Origin of the sequence: Bradyrhizobium sp. URHD0069, assembly GCF_000701345.1 — a bacterium.
Taxonomy (GTDB): domain Bacteria; phylum Pseudomonadota; class Alphaproteobacteria; order Rhizobiales; family Xanthobacteraceae; genus Bradyrhizobium.
In genome coordinates this window covers 108870-127891 of record NZ_JNIJ01000020.1, presented here as the reverse complement: position 1 = coordinate 127891, position 19022 = coordinate 108870, and the positions used below count along the sequence as shown (strand labels likewise).

20 protein-coding genes are annotated in these 19022 nt (G+C 61.4%); 10 read left to right on the top strand and 10 right to left on the bottom strand.

Features of this window, described 5'->3' with window-relative positions; translation table 11 throughout:
- The 4 genes from N554_RS41485 to N554_RS0113945 all read left to right on the top strand — a co-directional run.
- The coding region (locus tag N554_RS41485) for a hypothetical protein (RefSeq protein ID WP_210165376.1) at positions 1-250 on the top strand (250 nt) is incomplete at its 5' end.
- Between the two features lie 428 nt (positions 251-678).
- Positions 679-1263: a fasciclin domain-containing protein gene (locus N554_RS0113955; RefSeq protein ID WP_029584032.1), complete on the top strand. Its 585-nt coding sequence runs from the start codon at positions 679-681 to the stop codon at positions 1261-1263.
- Between the two features lie 152 nt (positions 1264-1415).
- Positions 1416-2045: a cytochrome b/b6 domain-containing protein gene (locus N554_RS0113950; protein WP_029584031.1), complete on the top strand. Its 630-nt coding sequence runs from the start codon at positions 1416-1418 to the stop codon at positions 2043-2045.
- A 21-nt stretch (positions 2046-2066) separates the two neighbouring features.
- The gene (locus N554_RS0113945; protein ID WP_029584030.1) at positions 2067-2852 is read left to right on the top strand and encodes a molybdopterin-dependent oxidoreductase; all 786 of its coding nucleotides are present in this window, start codon (positions 2067-2069) and stop codon (positions 2850-2852) included.
- 28 nt (positions 2853-2880) lie between these two features.
- Here the strand turns inward: N554_RS0113945 and N554_RS0113940 are convergent, their stop codons facing one another.
- Positions 2881-4248 (bottom strand): serine protease, encoded by a 1368-nt coding sequence (locus tag N554_RS0113940; protein ID WP_029584029.1) that lies wholly within the window; start codon positions 4246-4248, stop codon positions 2881-2883.
- Positions 4249-4500: 252 nt separating this feature from the next.
- On the opposite strand from N554_RS0113940, the gene N554_RS0113930 reads away from it, so the two are divergent.
- Positions 4501-5301 (top strand): HesA/MoeB/ThiF family protein, encoded by an 801-nt coding sequence (locus tag N554_RS0113930; RefSeq protein ID WP_029584028.1) that lies wholly within the window; start codon positions 4501-4503, stop codon positions 5299-5301.
- Positions 5302-5449: 148 nt separating this feature from the next.
- On the opposite strand, the gene N554_RS0113925 is transcribed toward N554_RS0113930, so the two are convergent.
- Positions 5450-6451, bottom strand: a complete 1002-nt coding sequence (locus tag N554_RS0113925) for a 2-hydroxyacid dehydrogenase (RefSeq protein ID WP_029584027.1) — start codon at positions 6449-6451, stop codon at positions 5450-5452.
- A 309-nt stretch (positions 6452-6760) separates the two neighbouring features.
- Between N554_RS0113925 and N554_RS0113920 the strand changes: the two genes are divergently transcribed.
- Entirely contained in the window at positions 6761-7288 is a 528-nt protein-coding gene (locus N554_RS0113920) for an SH3 domain-containing protein (protein WP_029584026.1), read from the top strand.
- 182 nt (positions 7289-7470) lie between these two features.
- Here N554_RS0113920 and irrA read toward each other — a convergent pair whose 3' ends face one another.
- Positions 7471-7962, bottom strand: coding sequence for an iron response transcriptional regulator IrrA (gene irrA / locus N554_RS0113915; RefSeq protein WP_029584025.1), 492 nt, complete (start codon positions 7960-7962; stop codon positions 7471-7473).
- Between the two features lie 346 nt (positions 7963-8308).
- On the opposite strand from irrA, the gene fabA reads away from it, so the two are divergent.
- From fabA to fabI, 3 genes are all read left to right on the top strand, one after another.
- Complete coding sequence (gene fabA, locus N554_RS0113910; RefSeq protein WP_029584024.1) at positions 8309-8839, top strand: 3-hydroxyacyl-[acyl-carrier-protein] dehydratase FabA; 531 nt, start codon at positions 8309-8311, stop codon at positions 8837-8839.
- Positions 8840-8938: 99 nt separating this feature from the next.
- Positions 8939-10162, top strand: coding sequence for a beta-ketoacyl-ACP synthase I (gene fabB / locus N554_RS0113905; RefSeq protein WP_029584023.1), 1224 nt, complete (start codon positions 8939-8941; stop codon positions 10160-10162).
- 138 nt (positions 10163-10300) lie between these two features.
- On the top strand, positions 10301-11101 hold the full coding sequence (gene fabI, locus N554_RS0113900; RefSeq protein WP_029584022.1) for an enoyl-ACP reductase FabI: 801 nt from the start codon (positions 10301-10303) through the stop codon (positions 11099-11101).
- 173 nt (positions 11102-11274) lie between these two features.
- Here the strand turns inward: fabI and N554_RS0113895 are convergent, their stop codons facing one another.
- Positions 11275-11871: a glutathione S-transferase family protein gene (locus tag N554_RS0113895; RefSeq protein WP_029584021.1), complete on the bottom strand. Its 597-nt coding sequence runs from the start codon at positions 11869-11871 to the stop codon at positions 11275-11277.
- On the bottom strand, positions 11868-12332 hold the full coding sequence (locus tag N554_RS0113890) for a GNAT family N-acetyltransferase (protein WP_029584020.1): 465 nt from the start codon (positions 12330-12332) through the stop codon (positions 11868-11870). Before N554_RS0113890 ends, N554_RS0113895 begins: the two co-directional genes overlap by 4 nt.
- Before the next feature lie 237 nt (positions 12333-12569).
- Here N554_RS0113890 and N554_RS0113885 point away from each other — a divergent pair, with 237 nt between their 5' ends.
- Entirely contained in the window at positions 12570-13265 is a 696-nt protein-coding gene (locus N554_RS0113885; protein ID WP_029584019.1) for an aquaporin, read from the top strand.
- A gap of 215 nt (positions 13266-13480) precedes the next feature.
- On the opposite strand, the gene N554_RS0113880 is transcribed toward N554_RS0113885, so the two are convergent.
- The 5 genes from N554_RS0113880 to rbfA all read right to left on the bottom strand — a co-directional run bounded on the left by N554_RS0113880 (position 13481) and on the right by rbfA (position 18922).
- Positions 13481-14221: a superoxide dismutase gene (locus tag N554_RS0113880; RefSeq protein WP_029584018.1), complete on the bottom strand. Its 741-nt coding sequence runs from the start codon at positions 14219-14221 to the stop codon at positions 13481-13483.
- A gap of 363 nt (positions 14222-14584) precedes the next feature.
- Complete coding sequence (gene pnp, locus N554_RS0113875; RefSeq protein ID WP_029584017.1) at positions 14585-16738, bottom strand: polyribonucleotide nucleotidyltransferase; 2154 nt, start codon at positions 16736-16738, stop codon at positions 14585-14587.
- A gap of 381 nt (positions 16739-17119) precedes the next feature.
- A complete protein-coding gene (gene rpsO, locus N554_RS0113870) occupies positions 17120-17389 on the bottom strand; it encodes a 30S ribosomal protein S15 (RefSeq protein ID WP_029584016.1) in 270 nt (89 codons plus the stop codon).
- Positions 17390-17391: 2 nt separating this feature from the next.
- A complete protein-coding gene (truB, locus tag N554_RS0113865; RefSeq protein ID WP_029584015.1) occupies positions 17392-18489 on the bottom strand; it encodes a tRNA pseudouridine(55) synthase TruB in 1098 nt (365 codons plus the stop codon).
- 4 nt (positions 18490-18493) lie between these two features.
- On the bottom strand, positions 18494-18922 hold the full coding sequence (gene rbfA, locus N554_RS0113860; protein WP_029584014.1) for a 30S ribosome-binding factor RbfA: 429 nt from the start codon (positions 18920-18922) through the stop codon (positions 18494-18496).
- Positions 18923-19022: the final 100 nt, after the last annotated feature.

Below are 19022 nucleotides of genomic sequence, written 5' to 3'. Positions count from 1 at the left end.
CAAGACGAATTCGTCGCCGGGGAGAGCACGATATAAGCCGTTAAAACCATTGCGTGCGGGAATGCCGGGTGTTCCGGTGACCTGCGGTGACTACCGTGTGCTTACTACCATTGCACACGGGCTGCGGGTGCACCGTGCACCCGGCATTCCCCACGCCCTCACTTTTCCTGGGCGAAAGATTCCAGCACGCCTCGGGCGCATCGCGCCGCGGGATCGCGAACGCGCATCTGAAATTGTTTTGGCTGTCTGAAATTGAATCGGTGGCGTGCATTGAGTACGAGCGCGCCACACGCCCAGCCTTTGTCGCCTGCGAAAGAGCGTGTGAAGGATACTGACTTCATCCTGAGGAGCTTGCGAAGCAAGCGTCTCGAAGGATGGACACAAACGCAGGGACTCGCGGCCATCCTTCGAGACGCGCGCAAGGGCGCGCTCCTCAGGATGAAGTCAGAGATAAGATTACAACCTCGAAAGCAGGCGATCCAGCAATCCGAAGCGCACACGGCCAGCGCCGCAAATAGTTTCAGACATCACGATAATTTATTTTCCGAAACCGGCCGAAAACCCTCCCGTAGCTCGGCCCAACGGCGACGCAGTGCGACCATCAACGATCAACGTCGCTGTTGCCCATCATGGCCGGCGGAGGTCCGCCGGTCAGTCAACCCATCGGGAGAAAAATCCATGTCCAAGCGTATTGCACTTCTGTCCGTCGCCGCCCTCGGCGCGCTGACTTTGACTGCCGCCATCGTTGCGCCCGCGGGCGTGCAAGCCAAAATGATGAAAAGCGAGTGGTCCGGCGAGAAGACCGTCATGGTCGGCGGCGCCGCGATGTTCCCGTCGAAGAACATCATCCAGAACGCCGTGAATTCCAGGGACCACACCACGTTGGTTGCGGCAGTGAAGGCCGCCGGCCTGGTCGGGACCCTGGAAGGCAAGGGCCCGTTCACCGTGTTCGCGCCGACCAACGCCGCCTTCGGCAAGCTGCCGGCCGGCACGGTGGACACCCTGGTCCAGCCCGAAAACAAGCCGACCCTGACCAAAATCCTCACCTATCATGTGGTTCCGGGCCGGCTCGCAGCCTCCAGCCTGACCGAGGGCAAGAAGCTCACGACCGTTGAAGGCGAGGAACTGACCGTCAGGAAGTCGGGCGGCAAGGTGACGATCGTTGATGCCAAGGGCGGCTCCTCGACCATCACGATCTCGAACGTCAATCAGTCGAATGGCGTCATCCATGTGATCGACACCGTCCTGATGCCCGCCTCCTAAACCGCGATACGTGCTGCGAGCCGGGTCGACCCGGCTCGCAGTTTTGTGATCGCGATATCCGCCAGGCATAAACCTGATAGCCTGCCGGCAGTAACGAGCCCCCGGTTTCCGGCGTATACTTTACGTATCGGCCTATTAGCGATGGAACAGCCATGTCGAGCCTTGCAGCCAGCGATCAACGCACCATTGCCACCCCGGCGAAAGTCATTCAGCCGGCGTGGGTCCGGGTCGTGCACTGGATCAATGCCGTGGCGATGATCCTGATGATCATGTCGGGATGGCAGATCTACAACGCCTCGCCGCTGTTCGATTTCAAGTTTTCGAGTTCGATTACGCTTGGCGGCTGGCTCGGCGGCGCGCTGCTTTGGCACTTCGCGGCGATGTGGCTGTTGATGGTCAACGGCCTCGTCTATCTTGCGCTGGGCCTTGCGACCGGCCGCTTCCGCAAGAAGCTGCTGCCGATCACGTCGGCGGGCGTGATATCGGATACGAAGGCGGCGCTGACCGGCAAGCTGTCGCATGCCGACCTCTCCACATACAATTATGTGCAGAGGCTGCTTTATGCCGGGATCATCGTGGTCGGCATTCTGATCGTGCTGTCGGGTCTTGGGATCTGGAAGCCGGTGCAACTGCAATACCTGACGGCATTGTTCGGCGGCTATGAAGCCGCGCGTTACGTCCACTTCTTTTGCATGGCGGCGATCGTCGCATTCCTGGTGGTTCACGTCGCGTTGGCGCTATTGGTGCCGAAGAGCTTGCGCGCCATGATCATCGGCCGCTGAAGGGGCTAGAGGAGGAATATCATGGGCCGCATTCGTTCCCTTCTGATTCCCGGCGTCGACAAGCGATTGCTGGTCAGGGACGCTACGAAAGTGATGCCGGATCTGGCGCGGCGGCGGTTTATCGCCGGTGGCGCGAGCCTCGGCGCGCTGACGCTTCTAACCGGCTGCGACGTGTCCGACAGCTTTTCCGCCGAAGAGATGCTGAAGCAGATCTCGAAATTCAACGATGGCGTGCAGGCGGCAATCTTCAATCCCAACGCGCTGGCGCCGACCTTCCCGGAAAGCGCGATCACCAATCCGTTCCCGTTCAACGGCTATTATGCGCTCGACGATGCGCCCGAGATCGACGGCAAGGATTGGAAGTTCGAAGTGCGCGGGCTCGTCGACAACAAGAAATCATGGACGCTGGAGGAGCTCTACAAGCTGCCGCAGGTCAAGCAGGTCACGCGGCATATCTGCGTCGAGGGCTGGAGCGCGATCGGAAGCTGGACCGGCACGCCGCTGCGCGATTTCCTGAAATTGGTCGGCGCCGACACCAGGGCCAAATATTGCTGGTTCCAGTGTGCCGATTACGATGGCTACAACAGCCCGCTCGACATGGCTTCGGCTCTGCATCCGCAGACACAGATGACGTTCAAATTCGCCGACGAGATCCTGCCGCGGGCTTATGGCTATCCGATGAAGATCAGGGTGCCCACGAAACTCGGGTTCAAGAATCCGAAATACGTGATCTCGATGGAAGTCACCAACGACTACAAGGGCGGCTATTGGGAAGACCAGGGATACAATTCGTTCAGCGGGAGTTGAGGGCTGGCCTCATGGTGAGGGGTGAAACCTACTTCCGTACGCAGATCACGCGAACGACGGACGCCTTGGCGGCCGTCGATCCATCCGTCGTCGCTACGCCATTGGCTCTAAGAAATTCGCGCACGGTATCGGCCGATACCAGCGCCGCCTGCGCCGCCGGCGCGGCATTTGCCGGTCCCGCGACAACCACCGGCTTCAATAGCGCAATGCCGGCGAACTTGCCGTCGCCATCGAGCGCCGCCGCGCCGGAAAAACCGACCGCGGGCGCCGGCGACAGCGCCAGCTCGTTGCCGCTGCCGACCGGCGTGATCGATGCCTTGACGCTGCTCACAGCCGCGCCGCCGCCCTGATTTTGCGGATCGGCAATGCCGGTGATTTCAACAGCCGATTTCGCCGCGCCATTGTTCAATCCGAGCGGCTTCAATCCGCGCGCGCCGTAAATGCGCAGCACCGCGAGATCGTGCTCCTTGTCCTCGGCGAGCCGATCGGCATTGCCGTAGCCAGCGATCGCGATTGTCAGACAGCCGTCGGTGACCTGGCGGTCGGCAATGATGGCGCCGTCATCGCTGACCACAACGCCGGTGCCGTATTCGACGCCCTTGCGCGGCGGCGGTCCGGCGATCTGCGCGCCGGTCGGAAACGGATTGAACGCGCTCGACATCGCGATCACCACCGGCTGCACGGTGCCTTCGGTAGCCTGGTCGTAAAGAATGGTGAGGATGCGAACCTCGTCACCCTTATGCTGTCCGCGCACGTAAAATTTCTTCAGGCCCTGTAGGCCCGACAGCACGAAGAAATCCGGCTTGACCACGGTGTATTCGACCTTGCGTTCGGCCGGCTCGTGCTTTTCGTGATCGGCGAGTTTTGCGGTCGTGGGGTTGGCTTCCTTGCGCCGCGAAAGCTGAATCTGGATGGTTCCGGTGGAGGAGCCCCATTTGGCGGCGTCGGCCTCAAAGGATTGCTGCGGCACCAGCTTGGTGGGCAGGCCGAGCCGCGCGCCGGTGCCGGCTTCGGTAACGATCTTCCAGCCGACATTGTCCTGCCGCCGTTTCGCGGTCTCGGCGAGCACACCACGCTCCTGCGGATTGAGCACCCCGGTCGGTTTACTGCCTCTGGCTTTCTGAAACTCCCTGATGGCGGTCACCATGCGCTCGCTGACTTCGCCGGTGATGGCGCCGTTGTACTGGCCAACCCAGGCCAGGTCCGACTGGATCGCCAGGCGCTCCGCCTGCGCCATCGCAGCAGCGGTTTCGGCGGGGGTCTGCAGGGCGGGGCGGACTGGAACGGTCGCGACCGGCTTCGGCTTGGCCCCCACGGTGGCCGGCGCCGTTATCTGCGCCGGGGCGGAGGTCCCCGCCGCCGCGAACATCAATGTTGCCGTCAGCATCGATCTCATGACAAGTCTCGGGTCCATTGAAGAGCGCGCAATTAAGCACATCTGCTTGGTCGGCAACAACCGGCGGAGGGTTCAGTAGATGACAACAAAACAGCCGTCATTGCGTGGAGCGAAGCGACGAAGCCATCCATCGGCTCCGTCTTGCCGCGCCGCCGCTGGATTGCTTCGCGGAGCCTGTCATCGGGCGGCGCTTTGCGCCGACGCGTTGGCTCGCAATGACGCCAAAGTGAACTGCAAGGACATGACCGCGCCATGCTGAGTGCCGAAGAACTCGAACGATACGCCCGCCACATCGTGCTGCGCGAAGTCGGCGGCCCCGGCCAGGCCGCATTGAAGGAAGCTTCCGTGCTGGTGATCGGTGCGGGCGGCCTCGGTGCGCCCGCGCTGATGTACCTCGCCGCCGCCGGCGTCGGCACGCTCGGCGTGGTCGACGACGACGTCGTGTCGCTGTCCAACCTTCAGCGTCAGATCATTCACGCAACGCCTGATATCGGCCGGCGCAAGGTCGACAGCGCAGCGACGCAAATTCATGCGCTCAATCCCCATGTCCGGTTTGCGGCGCATGCCGCGCGGCTCGATGCTCACAATGCGATGGCGCTGATCAGCAGCTACGATCTCGTGCTCGACGGGTCCGACAATTTCGAAACTCGCTATCTGGTTTCGGACGCGTGTTTCCTCGCCGCAACGCCGCTGATCACGGCGGCGCTCGGCGTGTTCGACGGATCGCTGACCACGATACGCGCGCATGAGAGAAATGCCGAAGGCCAGTTCAATCCGACCTACCGGTGTTTGTTTCCCGAACCGCCGCCGCCCGGCACGGTGCCGGCCTGCGCCGAGGCCGGCGTGATGGGCGCGCTTGCCGGTGTATTGGGATCGATGATGGCGCTGGAAGCGATCCGTGAAATCGTCGGATTCGGCGAGGGCCTGGTCGGGCGTCTCTTGATGGTGGACGCGCGCGCGATGCGTTTCGAAACGCTGCGCTATGCGCGCGCTCCGGCAAATCCGCTCAACGGCGATCGCCCGACCATTGTGGATTTGAGCGGATATCGATGAGCGTGAGGGCTGGTCCGGATGCTGCGCAGCGTAATGGCAGCGCTGCTGATCCGGGGTCCGTCCAAACCGCAGCATCCTTCATGGGTCCCGGCTCGGTGGAGCAGTGTGTGGAACGCCGCGCCTGGGACACGTCAATTCGCAGCGAGAATCACAACATGCTCGGCAGCACGCGGTCCGGCGGCTTGTGGTTGTCGAGGAAGGTTCGGATGTTGATGATCACCTTCTCGCCCATTTCGACGCGGCCTTCGATGGTGGCCGAGCCCATATGCGGCAGCAGCGCCACCTTGCCGGCCTTCGCCAGCCGGACCAGTTTCGGATTGATCGCGGGCTCGTGCTCGTAGACGTCGAGGCCGGCACCGCCGATCTCGCCGGTTTCGATCAGCTTGATCAGCGTCTCCTCGTCGATCACCTCGCCGCGCGCGGTGTTGACGATATAGGCGTCCTTGCGGATCAGTTTCAGCCGCCGCGCCGACACCAGATGAAACGTCGCCGGCGTATGCGGGCAATTCACTGAGATGATGTCCATCCGCGCCAGCATCTGGTCGAGGCTTTCCCAGTAGGTCGCGCCCAGTTCGTCGGCGATGCGCGGCGCGACGGGACGGCGGTTGTGGTAGTGAATCTGCAAGCCGAAGGCTCGCGCCCGGCGCGCCACGGCCTGGCCGATGCGACCCATGCCGATGATGCCGAGCCGCTTGCCGCCGATCCGATGGCCGAGCATCCAGGTCGGCGACCAGCCCGGCCAGTTCTTGCCCTCGGTGAGGATCGAGGCGCCTTCGATTAGCCGCCGCGGCACCGCAAGAATCAGCGCCATGGTCATGTCGGCGGTGTCCTCGGTCAAAACCTTCGGCGTGTTGGTCACGGTGATGCCGCGCGCATGCGCGGCGGCAACGTCGATATTGTCGACGCCGTTGCCGAAATTGGCGATCAGTTTCAGCTTGCAGTCCGGCTGCTTGAGAAGCTCTTCGGTGATCTCGTCGGTGACCGTGGGCACCAGGATATCGGCCGAGCGGACCGCATCGGCGATTTGCTCCGGCGTCAGCGGCGTATCGTCGAGATTGAGCCGGGCGTCGAACAACTCGCGCATGCGGGTCTCGATCGAGTCCGGCAGCTTGCGTGTGACGACAACGAGAGGCTTTTTCTTAACCGACATTTCCTGCTCTCATGAGATCATTCAGACCTCATTAACCCGGTTGTTCGACACTGCGGTTGCCGCGTGGTGCCCGGCGTTTCCGTGGGTTACCCCCGATGTTTCCCGCAAGCTTGCGCAGGGGCGTTCGGGCTCGTCCTGGTTCTAAAAGTGTTCCGTCCTCTCTAGCAGAAGAGCGGGCCAAGACAAGAACCCTGGCAGCAGCGGAAATCACAAGCCGGGGGCGATCGGGGCGGCCCACCGGGGATTTGGGCGTGGCTTGATGCTTCAGCTCGAAGAATTTGAGTTGGTTTGTCGGCAGGAGACGAGTTGATGGCGTTGGGGCGTTTTTGTTCTGTAGTGGTGCTCGCAGGCAGCCTGCTGGGCGCGTCGATAAGCTCAGGACATTCGGCAAAGGATCAGACGGTCAGCAGCAGCGGTTTGCCGGTGCCGCGCTATGTCAGCCTCAAATCCGACCATGTGAATGTCAGGGCCGGTCCGACCAAGGATAATGACGTCGCCTGGGTTTACACCCGCTCCGGCCTGCCGGTTGAGATTACCGCCGAATTCGAGAACTGGCGCCGGGTCCGGGATTCGGAAGGCGCGGAGGGCTGGGTCTATCACTCGCTGCTCTCGGGTCGCCGCACCGCCGTGATCACCATGAAGACCAAGGACGAATTCGCGCCGCTCTACGATCGCGCCGATCCAACCAGCGCGGTTTCCGCCCGCCTGCAGGCCGGCGTCGTAGCCCAGGTCAAGAAGTGTACGGCGGGCTGGTGCCACGTCACCGGCAACGGCTTCGACGGCTGGATCCAACAGCAGCGGCTGTGGGGCGTCTACGCGGACGAAAAGGTGGAGTGAGTGTTCGCGATCGAGTAGCGCGAACCCTCATCCCGAGTTGTCCCGGCGAACGGCGGACCCCTACGGCGTGGACGCGCGTTGGGTGCCGTGGCCGACGGCTTCTTCAAATCAACAATGGCTGTGGTTGGGAATGGCTGTGGCTGGGGCCCCGGGTCGTTCGCCGGGACGACTAACTGAGCGATTCAGCCCTTCTTGCGCAGCCGGACGACCATGTCGACCCGGGCGATCTCGTAGCCTTCGGGCACCTCCGGCATCTTCTGCAGCACCAGATGCGGATCCGGAATGTCGACCAGTTCATGGTTGTTTTCGAGATAGAAGTGGTGATGCGCGGTGACGTTGGTATCGAAATAGGTCTTGGTGCCGTCGACACTGACCTGACGCAGCAAGCCCGCATCGGTCAGTTGGTTGAGCGTGTTGTAGACGGTGGCGAGGGACACCGGTACCTTGGCTAGCGTCGCTTCCTCATAGAGCATTTCCGCTGTGAGGTGGCGTGCGCCCTTGCCGAACAGGAGCCAGCCCAGCGCCATGCGCTGGCGGGTGGGACGCAGCCCTGCCGCCTGCAGCATTTCGTTGACGTCGTGCCAAGGACAGCCGGTCAAAAGCGGTTGCCGTCCCGGCCTATGGGCCGCGGAATCGACGGTGTCATCATTCAAGGGCGAAGCGTTGTCGCTCATTTCCACTTCAGGCACCGCACTCACTATCTCACCACTATAGCAGTGGAATATAAGAAGGAATTCCATTACATGCAAGTTTTTCGCAACTAGAACAGGCCCAAGGTTAAAAGAAACCACGGGCGGGACGCTGCGATTTACCCTCGTTGTGGTGCTTTGCCGCTCGCGGGGCCTATGATAGAGAGCCCGCGGACTTAGCTATGCGTTTTCGGCAACGGCGGCGTCATTTCCCGCAGGAGCGTCCTGACCTGCGGTATTCGCGATCTAGAGCCATTGGCGCGCTTCCCACGCGAAAAAGTCCGTTTCGCGCGAGAGCGCTTCCCTTCGGGATTTGAAAGAGGCTGACACTATGCTCAATCGGCGCAGCGGTTACGAATATGAGGATCTGCTGGCGTCCGGCCGCGGCGAGCTGTTTGGCCCAAGCAATGCGCAATTGCCGCTGCCTCCGATGCTGATGTTCGACCGCATTACCGAGATTACCCAGACCGGCGGGGAATATGGCAAAGGCATGATCCGCGCCGAACTCGACGTGAATCCCGATCTTTGGTTCTTCGGTTGCCATTTCAAGGGTGATCCTGTGATGCCGGGATGCCTGGGCCTCGACGCGCTCTGGCAGATGGTTGGTTTCTTTTTGGCCTGGAGTGGCGGGGAGGGACGCGGCCGCGCGCTCGGACTCGGCGAATTGAAGTTTGCGGGACAGGTAATGCCGAACGTGCGTAAGGTTGTGTACAACGTCGACATCAAACGCGTGATGCGTTTAAAGCTCGTGCTAGGCATCGCCGACGGGTGGCTTTCGGCCGACGACCAGATTATCTATCACGCGAAGGATTTGAAGGTCGGGCTGTTCAAGCAGGACGCCGCATTGCAGCCGGAAGCATAGGATACTTGCTCCCTCCGGCCGACGACGCGGCTTCGGTTAGATGACGGCGATCATGCAAGACGGCGATTACACAAAAGGCAACGACAGGGCGAGGCGATCATGAGGCGGGTTGTCATCACGGGGATGGGCATCGTCTCATCGATCGGAAACAACACCCAGGAAGTGCTAGCGAGTCTCTATGAGGCGAAGTCCGGAATCACGCGCGCGGACAAATATGCCGAGCTCGGTTTCCGCTCCCAGGTACACGGTGCGCCTACGCTCGATCCGGGCGGCGTGATCGATCGGCGTGCGATGCGTTTCCTCGGCGAAGGCGCGGCGTGGAATCACATCGCGATGGAGCAGGCGATCCAGGATGCCGGCCTTGAGCCTTCCGAGGTTTCCAACATTCGCACCGGCATCATCATGGGCTCCGGCGGGCCGTCGGCCCGCACCCTCGTGGAAGCGGCCGATATTACCCGTAGCAAGGGACCAAAGCGGGTCGGACCTTTCGCGGTGCCGAAAGCGATGTCATCGACAGCGTCGGCGACGCTCGCAACCTGGTTCAAGATCAAGGGCGTGAATTATTCGATCTCATCGGCCTGCGCCACCTCGAACCATTGCATCGGCAACGCCTACGAGACCATCCAGATCGGCAAGCAGGACGTTATCTTCGCGGGCGGCTGCGAAGAGCTCGACTGGACGCTGTCGGTGCTGTTCGACGCGATGGGCGCGATGTCATCGAAATACAACGACACGCCGGCCACCGCGTCGCGCGCATACGATGTCAGCCGCGACGGTTTTGTCATCGCCGGCGGCGCGGGCGTTGTTGTTCTTGAGGAACTTGAGCATGCCCAAGCGCGCGGCGCGCGGATCTACGGTGAAGTCGTCGGCTACGGCGCAACTTCCGACGGTTACGACATGGTCGCGCCGTCGGGCGAGGGCGCCGAGCGCTGCATGAGAATGGCGATGGCGACCGTGAGCACGAAGGTCGATTACATCAATCCCCATGCGACCTCGACGCCGGCGGGCGATCCCCCGGAGATCGAGGCGATCCGCAAGGTGTTCGGGACCGGCGACAAGTGTCCGCCGATTTCCGCGACCAAGTCGCTCACCGGCCATTCGCTCGGCGCCACGGGCGTGCAGGAGGCGATCTATTCGCTGTTGATGATGAACAACGGGTTCGTCTGCGAAAGCGCCAATATCACCGAGCTCGATCCAGTGTTTGCCGACATGCCGATCGTGCGCAAGCGCATCGACAACGTCAAGCTCGGCACCGTGCTTTCGAATTCCTTCGGATTCGGCGGCACCAATGCCACGCTGGTGTTCAAGCGGATGGATGCGTGAGATTTTCTTTTGTCATGCCTCGCGAAAGCGGGGCATCCAGTACGCCGCGCTCGTCGTGGATCATCGCAAACGCCTCGTATTACTGGATCGCCCGCTTTCGCGGGCGATGACGTCAGAGAGATGAGTGGAGCACACGGCATGCAGGACCTGATGAAGGGCAAGCGCGGGCTGATCATGGGCGTCGCCAATGATCATTCGATCGCCTGGGGCATTGCCAAGACGCTTCACGCGCAGGGCGCCGAACTTGCCTTTACCTATCAGGGCGAGGCGCTCGGCAAGCGGGTCAAGCCGCTGGCGCAATCACTGAACTCCGACATCGTGTTGCCTTGCGATGTCGAAGATATCGCCAGCGTCGACGCCGTGTTCGAAGCACTGCGCGCGAAGTGGGGCCATCTGGATTTTCTGGTCCACGCCATCGGCTTCACCGACAAGGACGAACTTCGTGGCCGCTATGCGGACACGACGCGCGAAAATTTTTCCCGTTCGATGGTTATCTCGTGCTTTTCCTTCACCGAGACGGCCAAGCGTGCCGCCGATCTGATGCCCGAGTCCGGGGGCTCGATCATTACCCTGACGTTCGGCGGCTCCACCCGCGTGATGCCGAACTACAACGTCATGGGAGTGATCAAGGCTGCGCTGGAAGCTTCGGTGCGTTATCTCGCTGCCGATTTCGGCCGGCGAAAAATTCGCGTTAACTCGATCTCCGCCGGTCCCGTGCGAACGCTCGCAGGAGCGGTCATCGGCGATTCCCGTGCGATGTTTGCGTTCATGCAGAAGCATTCGCCGCTCGGTCGCGGGGTAACACTGGACGAGCTCGGCAACTCGGCGCTGTATTTGCTGTCCGATCTGTCGACCGGCGTTACCGGCGAAATTCACTACGTCGATTCCGGCTACAACATCATTTCGATGCCCAGGCCCGAAGATTTGAAAGCGGAATAGCCAGACGCACATTGCGGCCGTGCAGGTGCGCCCTCATACGCCGCCACCGGGTCTCGCCTTCGGCGAGCCCGATGACAGGCTCCAGCGGGACATCCAGTACGCCGTGGCTTCTCAGGGAGTCACCAGCATTTCGGAATGCTTGATACTCCGCTTTGGCGGGCGATGACGATTGCCTATCCTGCTGCCAATTTCTCAGCGCGCTGGAATGCCGGACGCGCCGCGCAGCGGTCGATGTAGCGGTCGAATGAGGCGCGCGACGGCACCATCTTGAACAGCCGCACCGCGAAATTCAGCCCCGAGCCGATCATGATATCGGCGGCGGAGAATGCATCGCCGAGAATCCAGGGTCCTTTATCAAGCGCCGCATCGAGCACGTCGAAGACCTGCGTTGCGCTTCCCCATGCGGCCGTGCTTGTAGGTACATCAATCTTGGTGAAAATCTGGATCAGCGCCGGTTCGATGCAGCTCGGCGAGAAAAACAGCCACTGAAGGTACTTTGCGCGCCGCGGATCGCCCAGGGCCGGCGCCAGTTTCGCTTCGGGATAGCGCTCGGCGACATAGGCGCAGATCGCGGCGGCTTCCGCCAGTGTGGCGTCGCTGTCCCTCAGCGCCGGTACCTTGCCCATCGGATTGATGGCGAGATATTCCGGCGTCTTCTGCGCGCCGGTGGAAATGTCGGTCAGTACGCGCTCATAGGGCTGTCCGGTTTCTTCCATCAGCCACAGCGCGGAAAACGATCGCGAACGCGGCGACCAGTAGAGTTTTATCATCGGATATTTTCCTCCTTCTTCCATCGATAATATTTCATGACGAACCCCGTCATCGGCTCGACTTGTTCCTTCTCATAAACAAAACCCTCGCGCTCATACCAGCGCCACGCTTTTTCATTTTCGCGCACGCAGCGCAGGTAGATTTCATTTGGCAGATGTTGCCTTGTGAAAGTGAGCAGCCCTCGCCCGAGATTTTGGCCCTGATATTCCGGTGCGACGAATAATTGGTCGAGATAACGATGGGGCAAATGCAACGCCAGCATCGCGGCGAGCGTTCCGCCATTGTCGGCGACAAACAGGCTCCAGCCCTTCTCGACCTCGAGCGGGATGCGCGCGCGCAGCTTCGCCAGCAGAAAATTGCTGGCAGCTTCTATTCCCGTCGAGGCCCAGCTGTTCATCCAGACGCGGGCGATCTCGTCATATTCGTCGGTACGGGCGGGGCGGATCGTTGTCGGCGCCATCGCGGCAATCCTTGCGGGAGCAACATGCCTGCCATGTCGCCTATGTCATATGCGCGATGCAGCAATCACGCGAGGGGACAAATGCTGCATCGACGCAATTTAAGCGAATTCAATGCGACTGCATCGAAACATAGAGAAAGAGAATCTGTGTCCGGCCAGCGTTGTCATCGGCCTTGCCTTAATGGCATGATCCGATCTCGTTCCCGCCTATTCGCGGGAGTCTCATGGGGGATAAATATGACACGAGAGTTGAGCGCAGAATTCATAGGCACGTTCACCCTGGTGAGCGCGGTTTGCGGGGCCGCGTTGTTCTCCGCACCGAGCGCGGGATTGATCGCCGTCGCATTTGCCGTCGGCCTGTCGGTGTTGGCGATGGCTTATGCGGTCGGTCCCATTTCCGGTGCTCATTTCAATCCGGCGGTGACGTGTGGGCTGGTGGCGGCGGGCCGGTTTGATGCCGGCAAGGCGATCCCCTACATCATTGCGCAGCTGGTCGGCGGCGCGGCCGCTGCGGCGGTGTTCTACATCATCCTGCAAGGCGCCCCAGCAGCGGGAAAATGGAATACGTTTCTTGCAGTTTCCAACACCTATGGCGGCTCCGGCTTTTCGATGCTCAGCGCGGGGTTGATCGAGGTCGTGATCACCGCGCTGTTCGTGCTGGTGATCGTCAGCGTGACATCGCCGCGCGCGCCGGCCGGGTTCGCGCCGATCGCCGTCGGCCTGGCGCTCGTGCTCTTTCACCTGGTCGCGATTCCCGTGTCCAACGCATCGCTCAATCCGGCGCGCTCGACCGCCACCGCGGTGTTTGGTGGCGCCACCGCGTTGCAGTCGCTGTGGCTGTTCTGGGTCGCGCCCATCGTCGGCGGCATCATCGGCGGTACGATCGGCAAATGGCTGCACGCCGAATACATCAGCGGCCCCGTCAATCCATAAGCCGCCTCGCTTGCTCTGATACATAGCTCCGACGGTGACCGTCATTCTCCGCGAAAGCGGGGTATCCAGTACGCCGCGGTTTTGCGGTTCCATCGCTGATGATCTGGAATACTGGATCATCCGCTTTCGTGGATGATGGCAGCCGTTGCTGGAAAGTTATCTCACTTCCCAAAAGGGCGGCCGAAGGGCCGCCCTTTTCGAATGGGCCTTCGACCTTAGACGCCCAGCGTGCCGGCCTTCGCGGCGGCATAGCGCTCGGCGATCTTGCTCCAGTTGACGGTGTTCCACCACGCCTTGAGGTAATCGGCGCGGCGGTTTTGGTAGTGGAGATAATATGCATGCTCCCAGACGTCGTTGCCCATCAGTGCGCGCTTGCCATCCATGATCGGAGTGTCCTGATTCGGACGGGTCTCGATCGCGAGCTTGCCGTCCTTTGTGACGGTCACGAACACCCAGCCCGAGCCGAACTGGCGTCCGCCCGCGGCGTCGAAGTCTTTCTGGAATTTTTCCAGGCCGCCGAGATCCCGATCGATCGCAGCCAGCACCTCGCCTTCGGGCTTGCCGCCATTCGGCCCCATGATCTCCCAGAACATGGTGTGATTGGCGTGGCCGCCGAGATTGTTTCGCACCGCGAATTTGATGTCGTCATTCAGCGCGTTCAGATTGCCAAGCACGTCCGGCACGGCCGTCGTTGCGATCTGCGGATTGGTTTTGGCGAGCGTGTTGAGGGTGGCGACATAGGCTCCATGATGCCGGTCATGGTGGATTTCCATGGTCCTGGCGTCGATGTGAGGCTCGAGCGCATTGACCGGATAGCCAAGTGGCGGAACCACGAAGGGACCGGTCGCCGCTGGCGGCGCCGCTGCGGGAGCCTGCGCGAAGACGACGCGCGGCATAGCGACGGCGGCGATGCCTGCGGCCGCACTGAAAAAATGACGGCGCGATAGTGATGGCATGAAATTCCTCCTTCGTGTGATGAGCCTGCGTCTGCTCGATTCGGGATGATCGTAGCGGTGCAGGCCCGGGGATTGAACTCAAATTCAAGTGCAAATCCGCCTCACATGGATATCACCGGCTTGCGCCATCCCGTCGTCCGGCCAGGTCAACGGGTCGCGCGAAGGCGCGGCCGATAACAGGCTCAGCGCGAGCCGTGACCCATAATCACAATTGTGTCTGTAAACGGTGCTGGGACAGCGATCTGATCTGACAACAAACGGTGGTGACTATCGATCTCGGCCTGCGCAGGGACGACCGCAAACAGACAAACAAAAAAGGACGGCTGAAAAGCCGCCCTTCGTTGTTCTGTATCGTCGCAGGAATTACTCGCCGGCTGCTTCGCGCGGCTCAGGCTCGGCCTTCTGCTTGGCTTCCAGGTCCTCGCCGGTCACCTGATCGACCGCCTTCATCGACAGCCGCGTCTTGCCGCGATCGTCGAAGCCGAGCAGCTTGACCTTGACCTTGTCGCCTTCCTTGACGACGTCGGAGGTCTTCTGCACGCGGTTGGCCGCGAGCTGGCTGATGTGGACGAGGCCGTCCTTGGCGCCGAAGAAGTTCACGAATGCGCCGAACTCCATCACCTTGACCACGGTGCCGTCATAGATCTGGCCGATCTCCGGATCGGAAGCGATCGACTTGATCCACTTGATTGCCGCCTTGATCGATTCGCCGTCGGCGGAAGCGACCTTCACGGTGCCGTCGTCGTCGATATTGACCTTGGCGCCGGTCTTCTCGACGATTTCGCGGATCACTTTGCCGCCGGTGCCGATCACTTCGCGGATCTTGTCGGTCGGGATCTTGAAGGTCTCGATGCGCGGCGCGTATTCGCCGAGCTCGGCGCGCGCAGCGGTCAGGGCCTTCGACATTTCGCCGAGGATGTGGATACGCCCGTCCTTGGCCTGGCCGAGCGCGACCCGCATGATCTCTTCGGTGATCCCGGCGATCTTGATGTCCATCTGCAGCGAGGTGATGCCGTGATCGGTGCCGGCGACCTTGAAGTCCATGTCGCCGAGATGATCCTCGTCGCCGAGAATGTCCGACAGCACCGCAAAGCGGCTGCCTTCCAGAATGAGGCCCATGGCGATGCCCGCCGTCGGCCGCTTCAAGGGAACGCCCGCGTCCATCAGCGCCAATGAGGCGCCGCAGACGGAAGCCATCGAGGAGGATCCGTTGGACTCGGTGATCTCAGAAACGACGCGCACCGTGTAGGGGAATTCGTGATGCGGCGGCAGCACGGGATGGATCGCGCGCCAGGCTAGTTTGCCGTGGCCGATCTCACGCCGCTTGGTGCCGCCCATGCGTCCGGTTTCGCCGACCGAGTAGGGAGGGAAGTTGTAGTGCAGCAGGAACGTCTCTTTGTAGGTTCCCGACAGCGCGTCGATGTATTGTTCGTCCTCGCCGGTGCCGAGCGTGGTCACCACCATGGCCTGGGTTTCGCCGCGGGTGAACAGCGCCGAGCCATGGGCGCGGGGCAACACGCCGACTTCGGCGATGATGTTGCGGACCGTCTTGACGTCGCGGCCGTCGATGCGTTTGCCGGTATCGAGGATGTTCCAGCGAACGATCTTGGCTTCGAGTTCCTTGAACACGCCGGCGATGCGCAGCTTGTCGTATTGCGGCTCCTGGCCTTCCGGGAAGTAGTGCGCCATCACCTTTTCCTTGGCCTTGCCGACCGCGGCGTAGCGGTCCTGCTTGACCGGAATGGCGTAGGCCGAGCGCAGGTCGGTTTCGATCAGCCCGAGGATTTCCTTCTCGAGCACGCTCTCGTCGACGATCTTGACGTCGCGCGGCTCCTTGGCGGCCTTCTCGGCGAGTTCGATGATCGCCTTGATCACCGGCTGGAAATGCCGATGTCCGAACATCACGGCGCCGAGCATGATGTCTTCGTTGAGCTCCTTGGCTTCGGATTCCACCATCAGCACCGCGTCAGCGGTGCCGGCGACGACCAGGTCGAGCTGGGTTTCAACCATTTCGTCGAGCGTCGGGTTCAGCACATATTCGTCGTTGACGAAGCCGACGCGCGCCGCGCCGATCGGGCCCTTGAAGGGTGCCCCTGACAGCGTCAGCGCCGCAGAGGCGGCCACCAGCGCCAGAATGTCGGGATCGTTCTCCATGTCGTGCGACAAAGTCGTCACGATCACCTGGGTCTCATTGCGCCAGCCGTCGACGAACAGCGGACGGATCGGACGGTCGATCAAGCGGGAGACCAAGGTCTCCTTTTCGGTGGGCCGGCCTTCGCGCTTGAAATAGCCGCCGGGAATCCGGCCCGCGGCGTAGGTCTTCTCCTGATAGTCGACGGTCAGCGGCAGGAAGTCGACGCCTTCGCGGGCGGTTTTGGCGGCGACGACGGTGGCGAGCACGACGGTCTCGCCGTAGGTGGCCAGGACGGCGCCGTCGGCCTGACGGGCGATCTTTCCTGTTTCAAGCCTGAGCGGACGTCCACCCCAGTCGATCTCCACGGAATGAATATTGAACATTGCGGTCTTCTTTCATGGGTTCACGAAAGCAGGGACGCCTGAAACGCAAAAACCATGCGCAAGATTGCGAGACACTGATTGCGAAAGTTTTCGCGGTCTCAGCGTCCGGCGATCCTGCCATGGTCTTTATGTTTCGAATGGCGTCCATCCTTCCGATGGTACGGGCATCTTGCCCGTTACGCCCAGCAGCCGGATTGCGACTGGACGTTCTTGCGCATGACTTTTTCCGAAAACCGTAAGGCGATTTTTCGGAATCATGCATCGCACGGACATTTCAAAGTCCGCGCGCTACTGGACGCATGATCTTGGTCGGAAAACCGGAAAACCACTTTTCCGGATCATGCGAAAACGCGCGCGAGATGCGCGCGTGAACTTACGAACTCAACGACGAATGTTGTGCTTTTCGAGCAGCGCCTTGTAACGCGCCTCGTCCTTCTTTTTGATGTAATCGAGAAGCGAACGGCGCGTCGACACGAGCTTCAAGAGGCCGCGGCGCGAATGATTGTCTTTCACGTGGGTCTTGAAGTGCCCGGTGAGGTTACTGATGCGTTCCGAAAGGATCGCGACCTGAACCTCGGGCGAGCCGGTGTCGCCGGCCTTGTTGGCATTCGTCTTGATGACTTCCGCTTTGCGTTCTGCGGTAATCGACATCGTCAAACACTTTCATTGCTGCGAGCCGAACTGGCGGTCAGTCCGGTCAGGTTGAACACGCGCTTGGGGATGAGTTCGCCATTGCCAATTTCGGCGAGGGCCAAAAGCCGGCCTGCTACCGTGACATAGACTGTGCCGCTACTATTGGGCGCATCCCGTCCGCGCAACAAAACGGCTTGGCCCCGGTGGAGCCTTGCCGCATCAGCCCGTGTGACGGCCAGTGCCGGGATGTCGTCCAGCGCGGTCTCAACGGGCAAAAGCGCGTCGGCGAGGCTGCCCTCGCCAGACGCGGCTCTATCGCACAAAGCCTCCAATTGTTCCAGCGGAATCATGTCGGTCTCGCCAAACGGCCCGACCAGCGTCCGCCGCAGCGCGCAGATATGGCCATAGCAGCCGAGAATCCGGCCGATATCCCGGGCCAGCGCCCGCACGTAGGTTCCCTTGCCGCATTCGGCCTCGAACACCGAATGGCTGCTATCCGGTTGATCTACAACGCTTAAATGGTGAATCTCGACCGGCCGCGGCTTCAATTCGACGGTCTCGCCGTCGCGTGCCAAATCATAGGCGCGCTCGCCCTGGATCTTGATGGCGGAATACTGCGGCGGGATCTGCTCGATCAGGCCCGTGAACTGCGGCAGCAGGTTCCGGATGGCTTCCGCGGAGGGCCTGAGATCGCTGGTTTGGGTGACCCGGCCCTCGGTGTCGTCGGTATCGCGTTCCTCGCCCCAGCACACCGTAAAGCGATAGCGCTTGCGGCCGTCCATCACGAACGGCACCGTCTTGGTGGCCTCGCCGAGGGCGATCGGCAAGCCGCCGGAGGCGAGCGGATCGAGCGTGCCGGCGTGGCCGGCGCGTTTGGCCTGGAACAGCCGCTTCACGACTGCGACGGCTTGCGTCGAGGTCATGCCGATCGGCTTGTCGAGCACCACCCAGCCGTGGACGTCACGCTTGTCGCGCCGAGGTTGATTATTTTGGCGGGACTGCTTGCCGCCACGTGCACGATTCGCGCCGGGATTCGGGTCCGAAGAAATATTTTTTTCAACGCCTTCCGAATCGCCGATCGGTTGCTCGATCGCGCTGTTTGCGGCTGTCACGGTCATCAGCTTACTCTTTCGAATCTTGCGAATCTTGCGAATCCGCTGCGAGGTCTCTTTGCACCGCAGGTGTTCGTAATAATTTCTCTATTCGTTCCGCTTCATCGAATCGTTCGTCAACACGGAAGCGAATATCAGGCGCAAATTTTAGGTTAACGCGCCGCGCGACTTCGCCGCGCACGAACTTCTTATTACGCTCCAGCGCCGCGATCACGATCTCCATATCGCGTCCGCCGAGCGGCATCACATAGATCGTCGCGAGCTTCAGGTCCGGCGACATCCGCACTTCGGGCACGGTGATGATGTGCCCCTCGAGGTCCGGGTCGTGCACGCTACCTTGCGAAAGAATATCGGCGACCGCATGACGCACGATTTCGCCGACGCGCAGTTGGCGCTGCGAGCCGCCGGCGGCGGAACTCTTTTTGTGCTGGCGGGGCATTACTCGAAATCCCATTTGTCGTCATCATCCGCGAAAGCGGATGATTCCAGTATTCCGTGGCCTAAATGTTGTTCCGGGACTGCTGGATGCCCCGCCTTCG

Coding starts and splice junctions, on each gene's coding strand:
- rpsO (WP_029584016.1), bottom strand. CDS start 17,389: ATGTCGATTACCGCAGAACGCAAAGCGGAAGTCATCAAGACGAATGCC.
- N554_RS0113920 (WP_029584026.1), top strand. CDS start 6,761: ATGGCGTTGGGGCGTTTTTGTTCTGTAGTGGTGCTCGCAGGCAGCCTG.
- N554_RS0113895 (WP_029584021.1), bottom strand. CDS start 11,871: ATGATAAAACTCTACTGGTCGCCGCGTTCGCGATCGTTTTCCGCGCTG.
- N554_RS0113885 (WP_029584019.1), top strand. CDS start 12,570: ATGACACGAGAGTTGAGCGCAGAATTCATAGGCACGTTCACCCTGGTG.
- N554_RS0113890 (WP_029584020.1), bottom strand. CDS start 12,332: ATGGCGCCGACAACGATCCGCCCCGCCCGTACCGACGAATATGACGAG.
- truB (WP_029584015.1), bottom strand. CDS start 18,489: ATGACCGTGACAGCCGCAAACAGCGCGATCGAGCAACCGATCGGCGAT.
- N554_RS0113925 (WP_029584027.1), bottom strand. CDS start 6,451: ATGTCGGTTAAGAAAAAGCCTCTCGTTGTCGTCACACGCAAGCTGCCG.
- N554_RS0113940 (WP_029584029.1), bottom strand. CDS start 4,248: ATGAGATCGATGCTGACGGCAACATTGATGTTCGCGGCGGCGGGGACC.
- rbfA (WP_029584014.1), bottom strand. CDS start 18,922: ATGCCCCGCCAGCACAAAAAGAGTTCCGCCGCCGGCGGCTCGCAGCGC.
- fabA (WP_029584024.1), top strand. CDS start 8,309: ATGCTCAATCGGCGCAGCGGTTACGAATATGAGGATCTGCTGGCGTCC.
- N554_RS0113950 (WP_029584031.1), top strand. CDS start 1,416: ATGTCGAGCCTTGCAGCCAGCGATCAACGCACCATTGCCACCCCGGCG.
- irrA (WP_029584025.1), bottom strand. CDS start 7,962: ATGAGCGACAACGCTTCGCCCTTGAATGATGACACCGTCGATTCCGCG.
- N554_RS0113955 (WP_029584032.1), top strand. CDS start 679: ATGTCCAAGCGTATTGCACTTCTGTCCGTCGCCGCCCTCGGCGCGCTG.
- fabB (WP_029584023.1), top strand. CDS start 8,939: ATGAGGCGGGTTGTCATCACGGGGATGGGCATCGTCTCATCGATCGGA.
- N554_RS0113880 (WP_029584018.1), bottom strand. CDS start 14,221: ATGCCATCACTATCGCGCCGTCATTTTTTCAGTGCGGCCGCAGGCATC.
- pnp (WP_029584017.1), bottom strand. CDS start 16,738: ATGTTCAATATTCATTCCGTGGAGATCGACTGGGGTGGACGTCCGCTC.
- N554_RS0113945 (WP_029584030.1), top strand. CDS start 2,067: ATGGGCCGCATTCGTTCCCTTCTGATTCCCGGCGTCGACAAGCGATTG.
- N554_RS0113930 (WP_029584028.1), top strand. CDS start 4,501: ATGCTGAGTGCCGAAGAACTCGAACGATACGCCCGCCACATCGTGCTG.
- fabI (WP_029584022.1), top strand. CDS start 10,301: ATGCAGGACCTGATGAAGGGCAAGCGCGGGCTGATCATGGGCGTCGCC.